This window comes from Amycolatopsis sp. CFH S0740, assembly GCF_004522315.1.
In the GTDB taxonomy this organism is placed as follows: Bacteria; Actinomycetota; Actinomycetes; order Mycobacteriales; family Pseudonocardiaceae; genus Amycolatopsis; species Amycolatopsis nivea.
The window spans coordinates 393028-412258 of sequence record NZ_SDLS01000005.1 but is presented as its reverse complement, the minus strand read 5'-3'; the positions used below and the strand labels follow the sequence as shown (position 1 = coordinate 412258).

The following is a 19231-nucleotide window of genomic DNA, read 5'->3' as shown; positions in this document are numbered from 1 at the left end:
AAACTACTGCTGCTCGACCGCGTACGAGGCGTAGGAACGGCCCCACGCCGCCATTGCGTTCAGCACCTCCTGCGCGTTCTCGCCCAGGTCCGTCAGGCTGTATTCCACCTTCGGCGGCACCTGCGGGTACACGACGCGGCGAAGCAGACCGTCGGCTTCCAGTTCGCGGAGTTGGCGCGTCAGGACGCGGTCGGTGAGATCTGACAGCAGGCGCGAGAGTTCCCCGAAGCGCAGCACGCCGTGTTCGGCCAGTGCGTGCAGGATGCTCGGCTTCCACGCGCCGCCCAGCACCATCGTCGTGATCTCGGCGGCGCAGCTCGTTCGCCACGCTCGTACGGCCTTTTCCGTTTGCGGGCGCATCCGGCCTCCTCACTATCCATTCGGTCAGTACTGGACGGCAAAGTCCGTACTTGTCGATCGCGGGGGTGTCCGGACAGGATCGTCGCATGGCGTTGACCCGGGTGGAGCCGCGGCGCGGGCTCGTGCTGATTCCGTTGCTGGCTGGGATTCTCGGCGGGAGTCTCGCCCTCGGCATGGTCAACACGGCGCTGCCGCGGATCGCGGACGAACTGCAAGTGTCGGCGTCGGCGCGGGCGTGGATCGTCGACGTGTACCCGCTCGCGCTGGCAGTCGCGATGGTCGGGGCGGCTCGGGCAGGCGACCGCTACGGGCGGAAACGCGTGCTGCTGCTCGGGGTGAGCGCGTTGGCGGTGTTGAACGCGGTGGCCGCGGCCGCTACCAGTCCGGTGTTGCTCATTGTGTGCCGCGGGTTGCTCGGGGTGGCCAGCGCGTTGATTCTGGCCGGGGTCGTCGGCACGATCGGGTCGCTCTTTTCCGGGCGGGATCTCGCGTTCGCCAACGGGATGTGGGTCACCGTGCTGGGAGCGGGCAACGCGCTGGGACCGGTCGTCGGCGGATTGCTGACGGAAGGGCCGGGCTGGCGCTGGGTTTTCCTCGCGCTGGTGCCGCTCGCGGTGCTCACGATCGCGTTGGCGGTGTGGTTGCTGCCCGAATCGGTCGGGCAGTCGGCTGCCGGGTGGGAGATTCCGAGCCTGCTGTGGTCGGTGGCGGCGATCGGCGGGATTGTGTACGGGCTGCAGGAAATCACCGTCGCACCACTGCGCGGGATGGTGTTCATTGCGGCTGGCGTGGTTGCCGGGATGGTGTTCGTGCGCAGGCAACTTCGGCTTCGGCAACCGTTGTTGCAGGTCCGGCTGTTCCTGCGACCGGGTTTCGCGTCGGCGTTCGCGCGGATCGTCGTTTCCGCTGCGACCGCCGCGGCCTGTCTCTACCTCGTCAGCCTCGAACTCCAGCACACGCAAGGGCAAACGCCGATCGAGGCAGGTTTCGCGCTCGCTCCGCAAGCCGTGGCCACCGCGATCGGCGGCTTGGTCGCACCGTTCAGTGTGAACTGGCTGCGCAGCCGGACGTCCACGTCCATTGCGCTGGTGATCCAAGCTGTCGGGCTCGCCGCGATCCCGTTGAGTCACACGGTGTTTCCGGTCGCGCTGGTCGGGTTCGGCTATGGCGCGATCGGCACCTTGGCGACCACCGCGCTGTTCGAGGCCGCGACCGCCGAGCACGCGGGCGCGGCCGGGGCGACGCAGGAGGTGGGTTTCGCCATCGGCGCGGGCGGCGGGGTCGCGGTGTTCAGCACCATCGCCAATCTCGGCGGCGGAACGGGATTCGCCGCCGCGCTGATCGCGGCGGGAGCAGTCACGCTCCTCACCGCGATCCGCTGACCACCGTGTCCTCCACTGTGGACCCGAGCTCCACCCACCTCGTCGCCCCGATGGTGCGCAGGAACGGGAGATCGTGGCTGACCACGATCAACGCGCCCGCGTACGACTTCAGCGCCTGCGACAACTGCCGAACGCTGGCCAGATCCAGATTGTTCGTGGGCTCGTCCAGCAACAGCAGTTGCGGCGCAGGTTCCGCCAGCAGCAACGTCGCCAGCGTGGCCCGGAAACGCTCCCCTCCGGATAGGCTCCCGGCAGGTTGATCCGCCCGGCTGCCGCGCACCAGGAACCGTGCGAGCTGAGCGCGGATCTCGTTGTTCGACGCGGAAGGCGCCGCCCGGGCCACGTTCTGCGCGGCTGACAGCGTGTCGTCGAGCAGATCGAGGCGTTGCGGCAACCAGCGCACCGGCACCGGCAGCTTGACAGTCCCCGACCGCGGCTCGATCGCCCCGGTGATCGTCTGCAGCAACGTGGTCTTGCCGGAACCGTTCGGCCCGACCAGCGCGATCCGCTCCGGCCCGCGCACGGCGAGGTTCACCGCGAGCCCGTTCCGAAGCTCCACATCGGACAGAGTGAGCACTTCTTTCCCGGACGGCACCGAGGTTTCCGGCAGATCGATCCGGATCTCGTCGTCGGCCCGGATCGCCTCCTCCGCTTCCTTCACCCGGTCCTTGGCCTCCGCCACCTTGTCGAGATGCATCGTGCGGTGCTTGCCCGCGGCGATTTCCGCGTCCTCCTGCCGTTTGCGCATCCGCACTTTGGGCTCGCGCTTGTTCTCCCACTGTTTCCGGCCGTACCGGGCCCGCCGGTCCAGCTTCGTCCGCGCCTCGATCAGCTCGCGCTGCTGCCGTTTGAGATCCGACTCCGCAGCCCGCAGCATCCGCGAAGCCGCCTCCTGCTGGATGGCCACCGCAGCTTCGTAATCCTCCAGATTGCCGCCATAGAACGTCACCTCCCCGGACCGCAGATCTCCGATCCGGTCGATGTGGCGCAGCAGCTCGCGATCGTGGGATACCAGCACCAGCACGCCTTTCCACGCCCGGACCGCCTCGCCGACCAGCCGCCGGGCCCGCAGGTCCAGGTTGTTGGTCGGTTCGTCGAGCACGAGCACGTCCGGCTGCCGCAGGAACTGCGCGGCAAGCCCGAGCAGGGTCAGCTCGCCGCCGGACAGTTCCCCCGCCCGCGCGTCGAGGGCGACGTGCGAGAGGCCGAGCTGATCGAGCGTCGCGCGGGTGCGTTCCTCGACGTCCCACTGGTCGCCGACGGTCGCGAAATGGCGTTCGGCGGCATCCCCGCGTTCGATCGCGGCGAGCGCGGACCGGACCTCCGCCACGCCGAGCACGTCGTCGACGCGGCGTTCGGCGGCGAGGATCAGGTTTTGCGGCAGGTAGCCGAGGTCGCCGGACACACTGATCGAGCCTGCGGTTGGCTGCAGTTCGCCGGCGACCAGCCGCAGGAGGGTGGATTTCCCGGACCCGTTCAGGCCGATCAATCCGGTGCGGCCCTCAGCGATGGCGACGGAGAAGCCGTCGAACACGACCTCGCCGTCCGGCCAGGCGAAACTGAGCTCCGAGCACACGATGGAAAAAGACATAGGCGTAACTCCCCGTTCGCAAGCGGACACAAGAACGTGGAGACACCGCGGCGCGGGCAGGGGAGGCGTTTTCAGGGTGCCGTCATCCGAGGCCAGACGCGCGACGGGCGGAAGAGCCCGGGATCGCGGTGTCTTTACACCTCAGAAGATCAATGCACCTCTCCGATGAACGGCGACAACTGACGACAGTTTACCCAGCGGCCCGGGCCCCGCGCCAGCGAATTAACGCGGCTCACGCTCCGCGGTGCGTGAGGGAAACCCTGCGGGAATCAGCTTCCCTCCGGGTTCCCCTCACGTACCTGCGTGGCGTCAGTGGCCGTGCTTCCCCGGCACCGCGCTGCCGGTGTACTCGGCGAGCCCGGAGATGAGCTCCGCGATGTCCGGCACGTTCGCGAACCGGCTCCGGTGGACCTCGGCGATCTTCGCGCCGGTCTCCGGGTCCGGGTCGTCGGTGATGTCGGACGACATGAACTCCTCGACCAGCGGCAGCCCCACCCGGTCCAGTTCGAGGTGCGCGGGATGGTTCATGTACTCCGCGTACCCCGCGATGTCCTCGATCACCAGGACGGCGCCCAGTTCGTACTTCCCGCCGAAATCCGGGCCGACGACGCGCGCCTTCACCGCCGGGATCCGGTCGAACAGCTCGCGCATCGTCGCGGCGAGTTCGGTCTTCTCCGCCCCGGTGACCTCGGGCTTGAGCGTGAAGCGAATGCTGTGGTAGATCATCGAAATTCCCTTTCAGAGGGCCGCGAACGCGGCGGAGTAGTCGAGGGCGAAATCGGTGAGATCACGGGCGGGGCGCCCGGTGAGGTCGGCGACGGCCGGGTCCACCTCGGCGGCCTCGCCGCGCGCGTAGTGGGCGTAGTCCTCGACCAGACCGCCGATCTGCCACGACGGGAGCAAACCGTTGAGCGCGGCGGCGAACTGGTCGGCGGATGCGTCGTGGAAGGCGATGTCCCGCCCGGCGACGGCGGAGAGCGCGTCGGCGATCTCGGCGTGGGTCACCGCGCGCGGACCGGTGAGGGTGTAGGTGCGGCCGGAGTGGCCGTCAGTGGTCAGTACGGCAGCGGCGGCGGCTGAGATGTCACGGGTGTCGATGGCGCTCACCGCCGCGTCGCCGATGGGCGCGGCGATGAAGCCCTGCGCGATGGTGGCGGAGAAGTTGAGCAACGCCTGCAGGTAGAGGTTGGGGCGGAGCACGGTGTAGTCGAGCCCGAGCTTCGCGACGTGTGCCTCCACCTCGGCGTGCCAGCGCAGGAAACGCACCGGCGAATCGGCACGGGCGGCGTACTGGGAGAGCAGCACGAGCCGGTTGACGCCAGCGTCACGGGCGAGGTTCGCGAACTGAATCTGCAGCTCAGCGGCGTCGGGGGCGGAGGGGCTGTTGAGGAAGACCGCGTCGACCCCCTTCAGCGCCACCGCGAGCGAGGCCGGGTCGCGCAGGTCGGCGACGACGGTCTCGACGCCGTCGACGGGACGTCCCCTGGTCATGGCGCGGACAGCGCTGCCGCGGGCTTGCAAAGCGGGAATCAGCGCGGACCCGACGGTCCCGGTCGCGCCGGTGACGAGCACGGTGTCCATTGTGGAACTTCCTTTCCTCCGGTGGCCTGTCCCCACTTTCGCCCGGACGCCCCGCCGCTCGCGTCGGTGACAATCGCCTACTTCGCCTACCCCTAAGGTTTCGCCTATGCCCACGACGCCCTCCCTCATCGGCCGGCACGACGAGATCGACCGCCTTCTCGCGCTGGTCCGCGCGGCGGAGCGGGGCGAGGGCGGGGTGCTCGTCCTGCGCGGCGAGGCGGGCATCGGCAAGAGCGCGCTGCTGGACCACGTCGAGCAAGCCGCGGAAGGGTTTCAGCGCATCCGCGCTTCCGGGTCGGAGTTCGAGGGAGAGATGCCGTTCGCGGCGCTGCACCAGCTGTGCGTTCCGGTGCTGGCGCACCTCGACAGCCTCTCGACGCCTTACCGCGAGTCTCTCCTCACCGCGTTCGGCCTGGCCCAGGGCACGCCGGACCCGTTCCGCGCCGGGCTCGCCGCCCTCGAACTGCTGGCCACGGCCGCGGCGGAACGTCCGTTGCTGTGCGTGATCGACGACGCGCACTGGCTGGACCCCGCCTCGGCGCGCGCGTTGACGTTCCTGGCCAGGCGCATCTCGGCGGAGCCGATCGCGATGGTTTTCGCCGCCCGCGACCAGGAGCCGGTCCCCGTGCTCGACGAACTGCCCGGGCTGACCGTCGGCGGGCTCAGCGACGCGCACGCCCGCGAGCTGCTGGCCGGGGAGAAGACCGTGACCCTGGACGAGCGGGTGCGCGATCGCCTGCTCGCCGAGGCCCGCGGCAACCCGCTGGCCCTGATCGAGCTGCCGAAAGCCGGCGGGTTCGCGCTGCCGACGCCGTCGCCGATCGCGAGCCGGATCGAGCGGAGTTTCCTCTCCCGGATGGCGGACCTGCCCCCGGACGCGCGGGAGCTGCTGGTCCTCGCCAGTGCCGATCCCACCGGCGACCCGGGCCTGCTGTGGGCGGCCGCCCGGCAGCTGGACCTCGACGTGCCCGCCGCGAGCGCCGCGGCTGAGGCTTCCGGGCTGATCCAGTTCGACACCCGCGCGCGGTTCTGCCATCCGCTGGCGCGCTCGGCCGCTTACCGCGCGGCTGAGCCAAAACAACGTCGAGCCGCGCACCAGGCGCTAGCCGACTCGACCGACCCGGACACCGCTGGCGACCGCCGCGCGTGGCACCGCGCGCAGGCGACCGCCGGGCCGGACGAGGAGGTCGCGGCCGCGCTGGAGGTGTCCGCGTCGCGCGCGCAGGCCCGTGGTGGCGTAGCGGCCGCCGCGGCGTTCCTCGAACGGGCCGCCGCGCTGTCGCTCGACCACGGCAAACAGGTCGAACGCACGCTCGCCGCCGCGCGGGCAACGCTCGCGGCAGGCCGGACCGACGCCGCCGCCGACCTTCTGACCAGCATCGACACCTCGACGTTGGCTCTCCCCCAGCGCGCCTCCGTCGATCTGCTGCGCGGGCAGATCGCCTTCGTCCAGGGCCCGGACGGGGCGGTTCGCGGTCCGGAGATCATCCTGCGGGCCGCGCAGCAGCTCGCCGCGAGCGATCCCGAACGGTCGCGCGAGTTCCTGGTGGCCGCCCTGGAAATGGGCCTCGTCGTCGGAAGGCCGGCCGGAGTGCTGGACCAGGTGCTCGCCGCCGCTCCCCCGGCCGGGCCGCCGGACCTTCTCACCGCACTCGTGCGCCTGACGACCGAAGGCCACCGCGCCGGGGTGCCCGCGATCCGGCAGGCTCTCACCGGCGACGACGAGGGCTGGACCCGCACACCCGCACTGGCGACCGTGCTCGCGGGCGAACTGTGGGACCTCGACCTGCACCGGACGATCGTCGACTGGCTGGCGCGGACCGGGGAGTCGACCGGATCGCCGATGACCGTCCGGCTCGGCCTGTCGCAGGCCGCGCTCTACGCGGTGTTCACCGGGAACTTCGGGCAGGCGATGGCCGCGATCGCCGAGGAAGAAGCCATCGCCGACGCGCTCGGCGATCCGCCGCAGCTCTACCCGCGAATGCACCTGGCGGCGATGCGCGGCCGCCGGCAGGAGGTCCTCGACCTGTTCGCCGAGGCCACGAGCCGACGCACCGGCCAGCTGACCGCGAACGCGCACTGGGCGATGGCCGTACTGCACAACGGCCTCGGCGAGTACCCGGCCGCTCTTGAGGCCGCGACACACGCGATCGCGAGCGGCGACCTCTTCCTCACCGGCATCGCGCTGCCCGAGCAGATCGAAGCCGCCGTGCGATGCGGGGAGGACGCCGTCGCCCGGTCCGCCTTGGACGCGTTGGTCGAGCGCACGGAACCCGCGGGCACCAACTTCGCGCTCGGCATCGCGGCGAGCGCACGGGGGATGGTCAACGACGCGGAGGGCGAGTACGTCGCGGCGCTGTCATATCTCACAGACAGCCCGCTTTCCGTGCAGGTCGCGCGGGCGCACCTGCGATACGGGGAATGGCTGCGCCGCGCGGGACGCCGTCGAGATGCGCGCGAGCAATTGCGTGCGGCGCATGAGCAACTGTCGAAAATCGGGTTGGAGGCGTTCGCCCGACGGGCTGCCGATGAGCTGCGCGCAACCGGGGAGGTGGCGCGCAACCGTTCCTCGCATACCTACGACCGGTTGACCATGCAGGAGATGCACATCGCGCGCGAGGTTGCCGCGGGAGCCACGTCGAAGGAGGTGGCTACGCGGCTGTTCCTCAGCCCTCGGACGGTGGACGCGCATCTGCGGAACATCTTCCGGAAGCTCGGGATTACTTCGCGGAGACAGCTCAGGGACATGCCTGATCTTCGGGACTAGGCGTAGCCCGGGACGCCAAAAGCCCGCCGATTCCCGGCACCAGCGCCAGCAGCCACACCCGATGCCGGCCGCGCATCACCAGCACCGCGGCGATCACCGTTGCCGTGTAAGCCAATCCATGCACTGGACCCAGCACCTGCGAGACCTCCGGCTGGTGCACAGTCACGATGTTTCCCAGCATCAGCACAAGCGTCGTCAATTCCACCGCGCCGATGATTTCCAGAATCCGCTTCGGGCTCACAATCCCACCCCTGTCGTCGAGCCGGGACGGTAGATCATCAAAACGACGACTGCCGCCCAAAGCAGGTTGAAAATGCCAGTCGTCATTCCCAGTCGAACGGTCACCGGCTGATCGGTGCCGAGCGCGTCGACAACACGTTTCTGCCCGGGCAGGATGAGCGTGACCAGAATCCCGGCGGCGGCGACTGTCAGAAGCAGCGAGACAATCAGCCAGGTATCCGCGAGCACTCCCATCCGCGCACCGGTCGCCAGACCGAAGACCGGGACTAACACCCCGATCGCCGCGTAGACGCGGGTCGTCCGATGCAGAACCTGCAGTGTCGCGGCTTTCTTCGGGTCATCAGCCGCGAGTCGCGCTGCGCTCGGGAACATACTCGCGGCGACGGCGACCGGGCCGATGGCGAGAATGGCCGCCAGGACGTGAATCGACAGCAGGAAAGCGCTCACGCGACTTCACCGACACCGCTCGCGCTGACCCAGGTGGTGCCACGGCGTTCGTATTCGAAAAGCTCCTCGACGGCATGCGCGGTGTGCGAACCGAAATCTCGCTCCAGCACGTAGAGCGCCACGTCCAGACCGGAAGTGACGCCACCGCCGCTGATGAGGTCGCCGTCGTCGACCACGCGGGCGCGGACGGCGTTCACTCCGATGGACGCGAGCCGGTCGACGCCGAGCACATGGGTCGTCGCGGTGCGGCCTTCGAGCAAACCCGCCATCGCCAGCGCGAGCGAACCTCCGCAGATGGTCACGACCGTGCTGTCCGGGTTGGCGAACGCGCGGCGCAGCAACGGCATCGCGTCTCCGGAAGCGAAGCGCGACAGCAGGACGGGGATGGTCTCGACGTTCGGGTCGGGGTCGTCGTCCACCGGGCCGGCGGCTCCGGGGACGAGGACGTAGCCGGACGCGTCGGGGTCGAACGCGGCGGTCGCGGTGAGGGTGAGCCCGGTGACGCCGGAACGCACGACGCCGGGGCCGTCCGCGCTCACGAGTTCGACGGCGAGTTTGCCGCTCGCCGACAGCACTTCGAACGGAGCGACGACGTCGAGCGGGTCGAACCCGTCGAAGAGCACGAACTGGGCCCGCAGCATGGGTGGTTCCTTTCGATGGACGCTTTCGTCCATCGAAAGCCATCCGCGATGATCTCCACAATGGCTATCTGGACATCTTCCACCGGTATCTGGCCAGACGGTAGATGCCTTACGATCCAGGGATGTACACCATCGCGGTGCTTGCTCTCCCGGACGCGATCCCCTTCGATCTGGCCACCCCGATCGAGACCTTCGGACGCGTCCGGCTCCCGGACGGCCGCCCGGGGTACCGGACGCTCGTCGCCGGTCCGGAGCGCGACATCGCGGCGGGTCCGTTGCGGCTGTCAGTCAGCGAGGGCCTGGACGCCCTCCAGCGGGCCGACCTCATCGTGGTGCCCGGCCGGGAGAACCCGCTGGCACCGACCCCGACAGCCGTCCTCGACGCGTTGCGGGCCGCCGCGGATCGAGGTACCCGAATCGCGTCGATCTGCGTCGGAGCGTTCACCCTCGCCGAAGCAGGCTTGCTCGACGGCCTGGACGCGACCACGCATTGGCTCGCCGCCGACCAATTCAAGCGGAAGTACCCGGCAGTCCAGGTGAACCCCGACGTGCTTTACACCGACAATGGGAAAATCCTCACTTCCGCGGGTGCGGTAGCCGGAATTGATCTGTGCCTGCACATCGTCCAGAACGACTACGGAACCGCAGTCGCGGCCGACGCCGCCCGCCTCGCTGTCGCGCCGTTGCACCGGCCCGGCGGACAAGCGCAATACATCGTCCGCAACCGGGCGCCCAGCCGCCCGACCACGCTCGACCAGGTGCTGCCGTGGATCGAGGAAAACGCGTACCGGGACCTCGCGCTCGCGGATCTCGCGGACGCGGCCGGAATGAGCGTGCGCACGCTCACCAGGCGGTTCAAGGACGAAACCGGTCAAAGCCCCATGCAATGGGTGGCCGGAGTGCGCATCCGCCACGCTCAGGAACTGCTCGAAACCACCGACCACACCGTCGACCGGATCGCCGCGCAGACCGGATTCCCCACGACGAGCAATTTCCGTTCCCAGTTCGGCCAGGCGGTCGGCGTGACACCCGGCGCGTACCGGAAGGTATTCCGGCCGGGACCGGATGCCGGACCCGCGAAGACTCCTGCGGCGTCAGTGCCCGATGGCGACTGATTCCGCCTCGCGGGCCGACAGATCCACCACCCGCGAACACCGCTCGGCCACCGCTTCGTCGTGCGTCGCCACGATGATCGTCTTGCCCGCCTCGTTGAGCTTCTGCAGAAGGTCCAGGACCCGATCCCGGTTCTTGGCGTCGAGCGAGCCGGTCGGTTCGTCGGCCAGGACGAGGTCGCACGGTTTCAGCAGCAGCCGCGCCACGGCGACGCGTTGCTGTTCGCCCCCGGACAGCGAGTGGATCTTCCGGTGTTCCGACCGGCGCAGCCCGACCTGCGCGAGCGCCTCCTTGATCCGGTCCTGCTTCGGCGTCCCACGCTGGGCGTAGGTGAGCGCGACCTCCAGATTGTGCTCGACCGTCTCGTTGTCGATGAGCGCGAAGTTCTGAAACAGATAGCCCAACCGGTTGCGGCGCAGCAGATTCGCCGCCCGCGAGCGGGGCCGCGGCGCGCGTTCGCCGAACAGGCGGACCTCGCCGCCGTCCGGCGATTCCAGCAGGCCGAGCAGGTTCAGTACGGTCGACTTCCCGGCCCCGCTCGCGCCGGTCAGCGCGGTGAACTCGCCTGGTTTGACACGGAGGGCGAAATCGTCCAGGTGAGCAGCGTACTGTTTCCGGACTCCGCGGAGTTCGCACGAGAATTCCATGGGTCACAGCTCCTTCAAGCGGTTGACTGTGTTGCGGCGCTCCAGGATGCGAGCGGTCACGACCACGAACATCGCCTCGATCGCCAGCGAGAGCACTGATATGGCAGCCAGCTCCGGTAACCGGTCCAGCGGGCCTGCCGTGGTATCCGCCGGAGACAGCGTGTTCATCGCCAGCACCGCCAGTCCGATCCCAGCCAGCACGGTCTGGCCCAGCCATGTGGTGCCGAGGGCGATCAGCAGTTCCCGGTACGAACGGGCGAAGCCGATGCCGTGGAGTCTGCGCACGGTGAGCCGGCGGCGCAGCCGGTCGGAACCGATGAGCACGATCACCGCGGTCAGGGCGACCAGGACGAACAGCGCCGCACCCGCGAACACGGCGATCTGCGTGATCCCGCCGCGCACCTGGTCCAGTTGCGCGGCCATGGCCTGGTGCACGGTGACGAGGTGCTGGAGGTTGTCGTCGAGTTTGAGCTGCTTCAGCTTCGGGCCGAGCGCGGCCAGCGTGCCCGCCGGATCGTTGCCGACGCGGACCTTGAGCCCGGTGTCCAGACCGCCGGTGATCGCGTTGAGCCGGTCGACAGTGAGGCTGTTCGCCGGTGTCATGATCTCGACGATCGGGTCGGTGATCAGGTTCCCGTGCCCGGGATTGACCTGCGGATCGTAGCTGAACACGCCTTGCCCGGAAGCGGTCCAGACGATCCGGACGCGCTGGCTCGTGAACCGCGGCCGGTCGCCGGTGATGCGTTGTTCCGCTTGCGTCGCCCCGGTGATTCCCGGGCCGCCGTTGCGAGTTTCCTGAAGGAGCTGGCGGATCTGCGCTTCCCGCGGCTTGAACTGCTCGGGAACGGCCACGACCCACTCCGGATCGTCGGCGGCGACCGTGATCGGCTTCCGCGCGGCGTCCAGAATCGGGTACTGCTCAAGGTAATGCGTGTTGACCCGGATCGGCGGCACCGGCCAGCGCGACGTCGGATCCGGCGGTGTGCCCGGCTCGTAGTTGGCGGCGTCGACGAAGAGCGCGCCTGCCCGGTCGAGCACCGGATAGAGGTCCCGGGCTTCCGCGACCGACGACGCGTTGCCCCCGGTTTCCATTTCCTGCTGGTCGTTTCCGATCATGCGCGGGTAGAAGACCGCGTAGCCCTGGACTTTCTCCCACGGCACCAGCAAATCCTGCTGCTTGGCCAGTTCGGAGAACTGCTGCCAGACCACCACGGCCAGCACCGCGAGAATCGCGCCGCAGACCGCCTTGACCACGGCCGGTGCGGCGATCGCCAAACCGAAGGGCGAACGGTGTCGCGTCCTGTGATTCACTGCAGACTTCCTTTGACGAGATCCGAAATGCGCACCCGGTTGACGACGAGCAGCCCGATGCCCAGCGTCGCCGCGAACCCGGCGGCCGTCACCGGCGCCACCGCGAACAGGAACGACGAGTCCACGCTGGGCGAGACGAGCACGACTGCCGCGCACGCACCCAGGCTCGCGAGAGTGGCGCCGATCTGCGTTCTCCCGACGACCTCGTACCAGATCCGTGCCGTCGGATGCCCGACCAGGCGAAGCACGCCGATCCGCTTTCCCTCGCGCAGCAACCGGAACGCAATGACCACAGTAGACACTCCGGCCAGCAGATACGCCAGGATTCGCAGCCCTGGCCCGGTTTCCGTCATCGGCTGCGGTCCGCGCTGCGGCGTCAGATCGGCGACCGGGACGCCCGCTTCCGCCAACCGCTCGCGGACGAGTCCGAGAAAACGGTCCGTGGCGGGTCCAGCGTCCACCACGTACTGGCCGGAACTGGGCAAGGAATCGAACGCTTGGCGCAACGGCGCGAACGTAAGCTCGTACCGGTCCGCGAAAACCGCTGGCACCCCGACGTTTCCCGCTTTGCCCGACGTTGAGACGGTCGCCGAACCGCTCCGCGATTCCGCTGGGCTCAGCCAACGTCCTTGTGCGAGAGCGAATTCGCCGAACAGCGCCGTCCGATCGCCGCCGAGCAAGACGTAATACGTGATGTGCTTGCGGTCCGCTTGAGTGCTCACGGTGGTGCGCACAACTGTAGCACCGGTCTTCTCCGCCGCTTCGGCGAGAATACGCAGCGTCGTGTCCGGATCGGCGGTCTGCGGGCGTTCCGGCCAGACGAACGGCACTCCGATCCGGTCCGCCGCGGTCTCGCTGTGTGCTTCCTGTTCGAGAACCACGTCCATCAGGACGACCGCCGGAACAGCGAACAGTATTCCCGCGAAAAGAAGAGAGAGGATCAGTCGCACGGAAAGCTCGCTCTCGTCGCTGCTGCGTGCTTGCTGCGGTGGAGGTGCGGTGCCGGGACCCCGTTGGCCCGGCACCGCGCCGTGGTGATCATGCCCGGAGCGTCAGGCCACGATCACGCGTTGGGGTTGTAGTACGTGTAGCAGGTGTAGGCCCAGCCCGCCCTGGTGTGCGCGTTGGACCAGGAACCCGCCGACGCGTACCGCTTGTCGTTGGCGCCGCCGATGGCCGCCGTCGAGCTGTGGTAGTTCCTCGGGTGGTTGTAATTCGAGAAGCAGCCCTTCCAGATGCCGTCGCTGCCGGAACCGTGGCACCAGGTGCCGCCGCCGGCGCTGCCGCAGCTCGCCGGGACAGCCACCCGGGACGGCGACGCGTTCGCGGCCGAAACGATCCCCGCGGACATGACGACCGCGAGCGAAGCGACCGAAGCCACCCTGGCGATCTTCAGAGACGCAGACCCCATTGTCATGATTTCCCCATTCTTTTTCCTGATTTCCCCTGAGCGGATGTTCCCCCAGCCTGAACGAAAAACATTCAGGTTTTGTCCTCGGCACGGTAATGCCGGGACGAGAACAGCCGCGTCGTCCCCGCCGGCCCCCAACGCCGGCGGGACGTATGCGCCGGACCATTCCGGCGAGCAGGCGCGGTCGATCAGGACAGGTGCGCACGCACCCGTCCATAGACCCGCTGACCTGCGGTGACAGCTATTTCGTCACAGAGTGCCGCGTCTAGCGCGCGGCGTGAAGAAAAACGGTGAAAACACCTGGATCCCCCTAGCGCTCGACTCCCCAATCTGACGCTGGAACAAAACACTACCGAACGTACCCGCAATCGGCCAAACGTCTTCCCGTCATGTCACTGAGATGGCGTAACCGCTCTCGGAGCGTCGCCGGCGTTACTGCCAGCCGGAGGAGCCAGCGCCGCCGAATGCCGCCGCGTGCTTTCCTCCCCGCCATTCCGCGGATATCGCGCTCCCGTTTCGGAATACCGGCCGGTGCCGGACTGGTAGAATCGCGGGACAACCGCGGACAGGAAGGACCCGCGCGGTGTCACGCGCTGCAGAGCCGCATCCGCCCGTCGAACGCCCCGGTGCCTACCGGAGCCGCTTCACCGGCGCGCTGGAGTCGCTGCTCGCGGAAAAACGCTTCCCGAAGATCACGATCGGCGACCTCGTCGGCCGCGCGCACACCTCCCGCCGCGGCTTCTACGAGCAGTTCGATTCCAAGGAAGCCTGCCTGGCCGCCCTGCTCAAGGAAGCCGCCGCGACCGGATCCGCGCAGGTAGCCGCGGCGGTCGACCGCACCGCGCCCTGGCAGACGCAACTCCGCCAGCTCGTCACGGCGTGGATCGGCGTCGTCGAGGCCCGGCCTGCGCTCATGCTGAGCTACCTCCACGACGTACCGCTGCTGGACGCTCCGGACCTGAACCACGACGCGTACATCAACGTCGCCCGCGCCATCTCGGCGGGCAACGAATTCCGCGCGTCCGGCGGCGCTCCGCTATCACGGGCTCGCGCGCTGATCCTGTTGGGAGGACTGGAAAAACTAGCCGAGGACGCGCTGCGGCGTGGTGATGCGGTGCGCACCGAGGAAGCGGTGCAGGCAGCGATTCTTCTTGCTGCTTCGTAATATCTCAGTTCACCTGACCTGAGACCGCATCCACCAGCGTCCGATACACCTGCTGACACCGCCGAATCCGCACCGGACGCGGATCGTGCGCGATCTCTTGCCCCAGCGCGGTAAGCGATCCGAGCAACGCGACAGCGAGCTCTTCGAGACCGCTGCCAGAACCGCCCGCTTCGCGCAGCAACGCGACAGTTGGCTCCCGCCACCACTGTTCGTCCAAGTTTCGCCACCGTTCCTGGCCCAGCACGGACGGGCCGTCGACCAGCAGGATCCGCCCGACCGCCGGGTCCGCGCACCGGCGCAGGAAGAGCGAACCGGACGCCTTGAGCCGGTCGGACGGCGTTGCCGTGCCACCGGAGCGGGACCGCAACACCCGGTGCAGGTCGGCGTGCACCTGCTCGACCACGGCGTGGAACAGCTCCTGCTTGTTCTCCCAGTGGTGGTAGACCGCGCCGGTGGTAATCCCGGCCGCGGCGGCGATCTGGGCCAGCGAAGTACCCGCGTAGCCCTGCTCGGCGAAGCGCAACCGCGCGGCCTCGACCAGGTCGTGGCGGGTGGTCCGGGACCGTTCCTCGTTCGTTCGCCGCATCCATCTACCTAATCATGTTATGTTTCTGAGCGTGGACACGGTGCGGGCTCAGGAGATCATCGACAGCAGCCCGTTCGGGCCGTGGTGGGGTTTGGTGGTGAAGGCGGTCGAGCCGGGCGCCGCGACTCTTTCCCTGCCCGCCCGTCCGGAGTTTTTCCGCCCCGGCAACGTCCTGCAGGGCGGCTGCGCCATGACGCTCGCCGACGTCACCTGCTGGATCGCGATCCTCTCCGCGCTCGGTCCCGAGGAACCGGCCGTCACGGTGAACATGACGACCGCGTTCCTCGGCGCCGCGCGGTCCGACCTGACCTGCGAGTCGTCCCTGACCCGGACCGGCCGTCGCACGATCTACGGCACCGCGACGGTCACCGACGACGCCGGACGGCAGGTCTCCCACCACACGCTGACATACCTGCGCCCAAGCTGAAAGACGTCAGCTCAGCACGACCCATCGCTCCCCCGGCCGGTCGACGACGGCGGGCTGCCAGCGCGGACCGACCGCCGCGGCCAGTTCGTCGCCCCGCGCGATCAGCGAGCTGACTGCGGGTTCGCCGACCACGATCACCGCCGACCAGTCGACGTGCGCCAGAAGATGGTCCTCGCCGACCCCGAACTGCGTGCCCAGGAGCGCGACCACGTCGTGGCCGGTGTCCGGGCTCGACTGGATCCCGCGCGCATCCGGGACTTCGGCATCGGTTTCCGCGAAGGAGTCCGCCGATTCCTCTCGTTCCGCAGACCACACGTGGTCGTCAAGCCGGTCGATGCGCCGGCACAGGTCGAATGCCTGCTCGTCGGACAGGCGCAGGGCGACGCTGCGGCCGTCGGTGAGCGTGAACGTCAGCTCCGCCTCGGGGATTCCGGCGCTGCCCGGTTCGGCCTCGACGGTCCCCGCGACGTCTCCGAACAGCACCAGCTCGGCCGGGCTTTCCTGTCCTTGGCCCAGCGACGGCAGGTTCGCGGCCATTTCGAGGACGGAGTGCGCGGCGGTCCAGAACGCTTCCTTGTCGCGGAAATCCTTGCGGCTCCGGCTCAACGTCCGCCCGATCCCGGCGGGTTCGACGTAAGCCTCCACCCGGCCGGTGCCGACACTGTCGTCCCAGGTCGCGGTGACCGTGACGTTGTTGGCGAGGCGTTTGCGATAGGCCTCGACCCGGTCGTGCCGGGCGAGTTCCCAGCCGTCAGCCTGCTCCGGCCAGTCGTCGTTCACCGATGGGGTCCTCTCGAAGGGCGCTGCGGATACGGCTCTCCGACGTGCCGCGCGCGTTCCTAGTTCCGCGCCGCGACCGATTCCACGCCCGCCGCCGGATGTTCCGCGCCCTGAGCGAGCAGCGTGATGGCACCCGCGGCCACGATCACCGCAGCGGTAACCAACGCGGTCAACGGCCAGCCGAGCCGCTCCGCCGCAGTCGCGCCGAACGCCGTGCCGAGGCTTCCTCCAGCGAAATACACCACCATGTAAGCACTGTTGAACCGCGCGGGCGCACTTGGCTCAATCGCCAGCACAGTGCTCTGATTCGCCACCTGCGCCGCGAAAAGCCCCGCGTCAAACAGCGCCAAGCACAGTAGCGTTGAAACAGTGCTCGGCAACGCGAGAGCCAGCACCGCACTGGCCGCTCCGGCGAGACTCAGTCCACAAAGGATCACTCGGCGCGCGCCCACGCGATCGGTCCACGCTCCCGCGATTCGGGTAGCGAGAATTCCTAATATGCCAGCGAAAGCGTACAGCCCGATCCGCTCGGCGGAGTACGAAAAGGGCGGCTTCGACAGGGCAACCGCGATCCCGGACCACACCGCACAGAACGCGAAGAACCAGAGCGTTCCCCGGACCGCCGCGAGCCGAAGCACCGGATATCGCCGGTATAGTCCCGGAATCGAGCGCAACGTGGCAAGGTAGCCGCGATTGTTCGTACCGGCCACCGAAGGCAGCACGAGCAGCACCGCCACCGCGACCACCACGCATCCGGCGGCGAAAACGCCCAGCATCGCGCGCCAGCCGATCAGGTCGGACAGCCAGCCGCCGACGATGCGGCCCGCGAGAATGCCCGCTGAGATTCCGGCGGTGACGATTCCCAGCGCGGTAGCGCGCCGGTCCGGGCTCGCCAGGCGGGCGGTCACCGAACTCAGCCCGGCCCCTACCGACGAGAACGCGCCGAGCACGCCGAGCACCAGGCCGAGCAGCCACACCTGGCCGACGATCGCGTTCAGTCCCAACGCGACGGCAAGCGCACCGAACTGCGCCGACAGCACGTAGCGCGGCGGAAACTGGTCGACGAGCGGCACCAGCAGCGCGAGTCCGCACAGGTAGCCGACCGGTCCGCAGGCGAGCGCGACGCCGACCGAACCGAGCGACGTGCCGAGCGCTCCGCCGACCTCGGCGATCGCGGGCTGCAGCGGGTAGACGGCCGCGGTGCCCAGCGCGGCGGTGAGGGAAATGAACCAGACGACAGGACCGCGAATGTTCTCCGAATGCACGGGCCGAGCGTAGAAAGGACCGCACGCGAACGCTGGCGAAAATCCGCCATCACCCGAAGGACCGGACAAGGCACCGCGGTTTGTGGGATGATCGAGTTCCATGACGACACCACCGCGGTCGCCGCGCTCCGGAGAGCTGCCGAGCCGACCGGTCCGATCATGACCGGCGAGCGGGCGATGCAGATCGACGTCGGCCGTCTGCCCGAGGACGTCGCAGACCTCATCGAGGCGCTCAGACCGGGCGAAACCCTGGTCCTCACCAGGGACGGCAACCCAGTCGCGACGGTCTCCAGCGCCGATGTCCGGCCCGAACCGCCGCGGACGGACTACGACGACGTGACAGTGGTCGCCACTGCGATGAAGCTGTCGGCCTCGGCCCGGATGTCGCTGTCCGCCGAACTCGGCTCCGACTACCTCGTGCTGGACCTGCACTCGGCGCCGGCGACCGCCGACGTGCTGCTCGTGCCGCCGGTGAGCCCGCAACTGATCGGCGGGCTGCGGGCGCAGTTCCCGAAGGCGCGGGTCGTCCTCGCCGAGGTCGACGACCCGGAGCTGGGCGTCAGCTACCACGGACCGGTCCGGCGGCTGCTCGACGCCGGTGCGGAGACCTACCTGACCTCGGCGAACGTCCCGCATCTGGCGCGGCAGCTCGACCACGCGGTCACCCGGCGGCAGCAACTCGCCGGCGGGTCGGCCGCGCCGTTGGAGATCAGCCCCGCAGACTCGTGACCGCTACCGGCCGACGCCGCCCGGACACGTCGATCCTCGCGCTCGCCGATGCGGCCGAGCGCGGTCCGGCTGCCAGTCATGCGCGGACTCCCCGCAACCAGGTGCGGCCTTCTTCGATGATTTCTTGTTCCCGCTTGCTGAAGCGAGTCGGACAGGTATCGGGCACTTGATGTCCGCTGCGCTCCAGCAGATACGCCAACGCGGCGTACTCGCGCGGATGCCGAAGCGGATCAAGATCGTCAGTAGGCCGGAGCCCATAGGGATAGGTAAAGCCGCCCATGTCGTAGACGGAATCCCGGCGCGCGATGCGCCAGACGCCGTCCCGCCGGTCGATCCGGTCGAGAAATCTGTTGTGGACGGTCACGCCGATTCCCAGTTCGAGGTGATCGGCGACGAGCATCGCATCGGTCTCCACGAAGGCACGGTCGCCGGCGGCCTCGATGACCGGAGTGCCGATAAAGTGCTTGCTGCGCAACGGCCCGCCGCTCATCCGCCGTGATCGCTCGACAAAATCCTTGGCCGGTCCGGAAAACCACAGGATCGTCAGGGTCGCGTCGTCGTGGAAGAGCTTCGCCAGTGCGTCCCAGTCCTCCCGGTCGCGATGGATCCAGCCGGTCGTCAAGTCGGCGATCGCCTGCCGGTCGGCGGCGGACAATTCTTCCGGCATAGTGATTCTCCTGGTCTCGAAAGGAATCCACACCCCTGCCTCACCAGCTTCGCCCGGCGAGAAACCCGCCGCCACCGCCCGTCGGACAGCCGATACCGGGATCCCGCCAAGATCACCGGCA

21 protein-coding genes are annotated in these 19231 nt (G+C 68.7%); 6 read left to right on the top strand and 15 right to left on the bottom strand.

The window, feature by feature from the left end; genetic code table 11:
• Nucleotides 1-3: 3 nt before the first annotated feature.
• A complete protein-coding gene (locus EIZ45_RS12320) occupies nucleotides 4-360 on the bottom strand; it encodes a helix-turn-helix domain-containing protein (RefSeq protein ID WP_037817963.1) in 357 nt (118 codons plus the stop codon).
• 86 nt (nucleotides 361-446) lie between these two features.
• Between EIZ45_RS12320 and EIZ45_RS12315 the strand changes: the two genes are divergently transcribed.
• Nucleotides 447-1742: an MFS transporter gene (locus EIZ45_RS12315; protein ID WP_134664735.1), complete on the top strand. Its 1296-nt coding sequence runs from the start codon at nucleotides 447-449 to the stop codon at nucleotides 1740-1742.
• Here the strand turns inward: EIZ45_RS12315 and EIZ45_RS12310 are convergent.
• The 3 genes from EIZ45_RS12310 to EIZ45_RS12300 form a co-directional block, all read right to left on the bottom strand.
• Nucleotides 1726-3333: an ABC-F family ATP-binding cassette domain-containing protein gene (locus tag EIZ45_RS12310; protein WP_134664737.1), complete on the bottom strand. Its 1608-nt coding sequence runs from the start codon at nucleotides 3331-3333 to the stop codon at nucleotides 1726-1728. The two genes, EIZ45_RS12315 and EIZ45_RS12310, sit on opposite strands and share 17 nt — an antisense overlap.
• A 309-nt stretch (nucleotides 3334-3642) precedes the next feature.
• On the bottom strand, nucleotides 3643-4059 hold the full coding sequence (locus EIZ45_RS12305; RefSeq protein ID WP_134664739.1) for a Dabb family protein: 417 nt from the start codon (nucleotides 4057-4059) through the stop codon (nucleotides 3643-3645).
• A 12-nt stretch (nucleotides 4060-4071) separates the two neighbouring features.
• The gene (locus EIZ45_RS12300) at nucleotides 4072-4914 is read right to left on the bottom strand and encodes an SDR family oxidoreductase (protein ID WP_134664741.1); all 843 of its coding nucleotides are present in this window, start codon (nucleotides 4912-4914) and stop codon (nucleotides 4072-4074) included.
• A 106-nt stretch (nucleotides 4915-5020) separates the two neighbouring features.
• Here EIZ45_RS12300 and EIZ45_RS12295 point away from each other — a divergent pair, with 106 nt between their 5' ends.
• Nucleotides 5021-7681 carry an AAA family ATPase gene (locus EIZ45_RS12295; protein WP_134664743.1) on the top strand — a complete coding sequence of 887 codons (2661 nt, stop codon included), beginning with the start codon at nucleotides 5021-5023 and terminating at the stop codon, nucleotides 7679-7681.
• On the opposite strand, the gene EIZ45_RS12290 is transcribed toward EIZ45_RS12295, so the two are convergent.
• The 3 genes from EIZ45_RS12290 to EIZ45_RS12280 are packed head-to-tail and all read right to left on the bottom strand — an operon-like array spanning nucleotide 7653 to nucleotide 9009.
• Nucleotides 7653-7922 carry a hypothetical protein gene (locus EIZ45_RS12290; RefSeq protein ID WP_134664745.1) on the bottom strand — a complete coding sequence of 90 codons (270 nt, stop codon included), beginning with the start codon at nucleotides 7920-7922 and terminating at the stop codon, nucleotides 7653-7655. The genes EIZ45_RS12295 and EIZ45_RS12290 overlap by 29 nt on opposite strands.
• A complete protein-coding gene (locus EIZ45_RS12285) occupies nucleotides 7919-8368 on the bottom strand; it encodes a hypothetical protein (RefSeq protein WP_134664747.1) in 450 nt (149 codons plus the stop codon). Before EIZ45_RS12285 ends, EIZ45_RS12290 begins: the two co-directional genes overlap by 4 nt.
• The gene (locus EIZ45_RS12280; protein WP_134664749.1) at nucleotides 8365-9009 is read right to left on the bottom strand and encodes a DJ-1/PfpI family protein; all 645 of its coding nucleotides are present in this window, start codon (nucleotides 9007-9009) and stop codon (nucleotides 8365-8367) included. Before EIZ45_RS12280 ends, EIZ45_RS12285 begins: the two co-directional genes overlap by 4 nt.
• 122 nt (nucleotides 9010-9131) lie before the next feature.
• Between EIZ45_RS12280 and EIZ45_RS12275 the strand changes: the two genes are divergently transcribed.
• Nucleotides 9132-10124: a GlxA family transcriptional regulator gene (locus tag EIZ45_RS12275; RefSeq protein ID WP_134664751.1), complete on the top strand. Its 993-nt coding sequence runs from the start codon at nucleotides 9132-9134 to the stop codon at nucleotides 10122-10124.
• On the opposite strand, the gene EIZ45_RS12270 is transcribed toward EIZ45_RS12275, so the two are convergent.
• The 4 genes from EIZ45_RS12270 to EIZ45_RS12255 all read right to left on the bottom strand — a co-directional run bounded on the left by EIZ45_RS12270 (nucleotide 10104) and on the right by EIZ45_RS12255 (nucleotide 13491).
• Nucleotides 10104-10769 carry an ABC transporter ATP-binding protein gene (locus EIZ45_RS12270; RefSeq protein WP_134664753.1) on the bottom strand — a complete coding sequence of 222 codons (666 nt, stop codon included), beginning with the start codon at nucleotides 10767-10769 and terminating at the stop codon, nucleotides 10104-10106. The genes EIZ45_RS12275 and EIZ45_RS12270 overlap by 21 nt on opposite strands.
• A gap of 3 nt (nucleotides 10770-10772) precedes the next feature.
• Complete coding sequence (locus EIZ45_RS12265; protein WP_134664756.1) at nucleotides 10773-12080, bottom strand: hypothetical protein; 1308 nt, start codon at nucleotides 12078-12080, stop codon at nucleotides 10773-10775.
• Nucleotides 12077-13030 carry a hypothetical protein gene (locus EIZ45_RS12260; protein WP_134664758.1) on the bottom strand — a complete coding sequence of 318 codons (954 nt, stop codon included), beginning with the start codon at nucleotides 13028-13030 and terminating at the stop codon, nucleotides 12077-12079. The genes EIZ45_RS12265 and EIZ45_RS12260 overlap by 4 nt, the downstream gene beginning before the upstream one ends.
• A 113-nt stretch (nucleotides 13031-13143) precedes the next feature.
• Complete coding sequence (locus tag EIZ45_RS12255) at nucleotides 13144-13491, bottom strand: lactococcin 972 family bacteriocin (protein ID WP_051729447.1); 348 nt, start codon at nucleotides 13489-13491, stop codon at nucleotides 13144-13146.
• A 583-nt stretch (nucleotides 13492-14074) separates the two neighbouring features.
• Between EIZ45_RS12255 and EIZ45_RS12250 the strand changes: the two genes are divergently transcribed.
• Entirely contained in the window at nucleotides 14075-14656 is a 582-nt protein-coding gene (locus tag EIZ45_RS12250; protein WP_167756423.1) for a TetR/AcrR family transcriptional regulator, read from the top strand.
• A 4-nt stretch (nucleotides 14657-14660) separates the two neighbouring features.
• Here EIZ45_RS12250 and EIZ45_RS12245 read toward each other — a convergent pair whose 3' ends face one another.
• Nucleotides 14661-15242 (bottom strand): TetR/AcrR family transcriptional regulator, encoded by a 582-nt coding sequence (locus tag EIZ45_RS12245; protein WP_134664762.1) that lies wholly within the window; start codon nucleotides 15240-15242, stop codon nucleotides 14661-14663.
• 31 nt (nucleotides 15243-15273) lie between these two features.
• Here EIZ45_RS12245 and EIZ45_RS12240 point away from each other — a divergent pair, with 31 nt between their 5' ends.
• Nucleotides 15274-15669: a PaaI family thioesterase gene (locus EIZ45_RS12240; RefSeq protein ID WP_205670028.1), complete on the top strand. Its 396-nt coding sequence runs from the start codon at nucleotides 15274-15276 to the stop codon at nucleotides 15667-15669.
• 6 nt (nucleotides 15670-15675) lie between these two features.
• On the opposite strand, the gene EIZ45_RS12235 is transcribed toward EIZ45_RS12240, so the two are convergent.
• Together EIZ45_RS12235 and EIZ45_RS12230 are read right to left on the bottom strand one after the other, a co-directional pair.
• Entirely contained in the window at nucleotides 15676-16449 is a 774-nt protein-coding gene (locus tag EIZ45_RS12235) for a hypothetical protein (RefSeq protein WP_134664764.1), read from the bottom strand.
• Nucleotides 16450-16508: 59 nt separating this feature from the next.
• Nucleotides 16509-17714, bottom strand: a complete 1206-nt coding sequence (locus EIZ45_RS12230) for an MFS transporter (protein ID WP_240690716.1) — start codon at nucleotides 17712-17714, stop codon at nucleotides 16509-16511.
• Nucleotides 17715-17801: 87 nt separating this feature from the next.
• Between EIZ45_RS12230 and EIZ45_RS12225 the strand changes: the two genes are divergently transcribed.
• Nucleotides 17802-18443: a hypothetical protein gene (locus tag EIZ45_RS12225; protein WP_370318135.1), complete on the top strand. Its 642-nt coding sequence runs from the start codon at nucleotides 17802-17804 to the stop codon at nucleotides 18441-18443.
• A gap of 76 nt (nucleotides 18444-18519) precedes the next feature.
• Here EIZ45_RS12225 and EIZ45_RS12220 read toward each other — a convergent pair whose 3' ends face one another.
• Entirely contained in the window at nucleotides 18520-19185 is a 666-nt protein-coding gene (locus EIZ45_RS12220; RefSeq protein WP_205670029.1) for a nuclear transport factor 2 family protein, read from the bottom strand.
• Between the last annotated feature and the right edge of the window lie 46 nt (nucleotides 19186-19231).

Excerpts from the sequence above, each read along its gene's own strand:
- EIZ45_RS12320 (WP_037817963.1), bottom strand. The coding sequence starts at position 360 with ATGCGCCCGCAAACGGAAAAGGCCGTACGAGCGTGGCGAACGAGCTGC.
- EIZ45_RS12315 (WP_134664735.1), top strand. The coding sequence starts at position 447 with ATGGCGTTGACCCGGGTGGAGCCGCGGCGCGGGCTCGTGCTGATTCCG.
- EIZ45_RS12310 (WP_134664737.1), bottom strand. The coding sequence starts at position 3,333 with ATGTCTTTTTCCATCGTGTGCTCGGAGCTCAGTTTCGCCTGGCCGGAC.
- EIZ45_RS12305 (WP_134664739.1), bottom strand. The coding sequence starts at position 4,059 with ATGATCTACCACAGCATTCGCTTCACGCTCAAGCCCGAGGTCACCGGG.
- EIZ45_RS12300 (WP_134664741.1), bottom strand. The coding sequence starts at position 4,914 with ATGGACACCGTGCTCGTCACCGGCGCGACCGGGACCGTCGGGTCCGCG.
- EIZ45_RS12295 (WP_134664743.1), top strand. The coding sequence starts at position 5,021 with ATGCCCACGACGCCCTCCCTCATCGGCCGGCACGACGAGATCGACCGC.
- EIZ45_RS12280 (WP_134664749.1), bottom strand. The coding sequence starts at position 9,009 with ATGCTGCGGGCCCAGTTCGTGCTCTTCGACGGGTTCGACCCGCTCGAC.
- EIZ45_RS12275 (WP_134664751.1), top strand. The coding sequence starts at position 9,132 with ATGTACACCATCGCGGTGCTTGCTCTCCCGGACGCGATCCCCTTCGAT.
- EIZ45_RS12270 (WP_134664753.1), bottom strand. The coding sequence starts at position 10,769 with ATGGAATTCTCGTGCGAACTCCGCGGAGTCCGGAAACAGTACGCTGCT.
- EIZ45_RS12255 (WP_051729447.1), bottom strand. The coding sequence starts at position 13,491 with ATGGGGTCTGCGTCTCTGAAGATCGCCAGGGTGGCTTCGGTCGCTTCG.
- EIZ45_RS12245 (WP_134664762.1), bottom strand. The coding sequence starts at position 15,242 with ATGCGGCGAACGAACGAGGAACGGTCCCGGACCACCCGCCACGACCTG.
- EIZ45_RS12225 (WP_370318135.1), top strand. The coding sequence starts at position 17,802 with ATGATCGAGTTCCATGACGACACCACCGCGGTCGCCGCGCTCCGGAGA.